This window comes from Lutibacter sp. B1, from assembly GCF_012524075.1.
Taxonomy (GTDB): domain Bacteria; phylum Bacteroidota; class Bacteroidia; order Flavobacteriales; family Flavobacteriaceae; genus Lutibacter.
In genome coordinates this window covers 1-714 of sequence record NZ_JAAZUI010000137.1, presented here as the reverse complement: position 1 = coordinate 714, position 714 = coordinate 1, and the positions used below count along the sequence as shown (strand labels likewise).

Below are 714 nucleotides of genomic sequence, written 5' to 3'. Positions count from 1 at the left end.
GCCCTGGCGGCTTCTTTTGTGGGTGCATTGTAAATATGTTTCATATCCCTTGTAAATGCTTTTTTGTCTTTCCAAACAACGTACCTGCTGGCGTTTCGGATTTGATGGACCACACAAATCTGGGTTTTCGATTCGGGAAACACATTGCGGATGGTATCGGTAAAACCGTTAAGGTTATCTGTAGCTGTTATCAGGATGTCTTCTAGTCCCCGGGCACGCATATCGGTCAATACACTCATCCAAAATGCTGCTGATTCATTCTTGCCCAGCCACAAGCCAAGAACTTCTTTCTTTCCATCCCTGCGCAGCCCGACAGCCATATAAACAGTCTTATTGATTACTTTCGAGTTTTCTCGTACCTTAAAGACAATCCCGTCCATCCAAACAATTAAATAAACAGGTTCGAGCGGTCGGTTCTGCCAGGCGACAATATCATCGGTGATGGCATCGGTAATCCGGGAAATAGTAGATGTTGACACGTCAAAACCATAAACTTCACGGATTTGCTCTTCAATATCACTATTGCTCATTCCCTTAGCGTAGAGCGATACAATTACATTCTCAATTCCGTCAACCATATTGCCCCGTTTGGGAACGATCATGGGATTAAACGAAGCGTCACGGTCTCGGGGAACCTGTATCTTGCTTTCTCCAAGAGAAGTGCGCAGCTTCTTTTCTGTAAAACCATTGCGGGCATTGGAATTGTCTGACTTC

1 protein-coding gene is annotated in these 714 nt (G+C 44.8%); it reads right to left on the bottom strand.

The features are described from left to right. A partial coding sequence (locus HGB55_RS15275) for an IS256 family transposase (RefSeq protein WP_168817954.1) occupies positions 1 to 714 on the bottom strand: 714 nt, incomplete at both ends.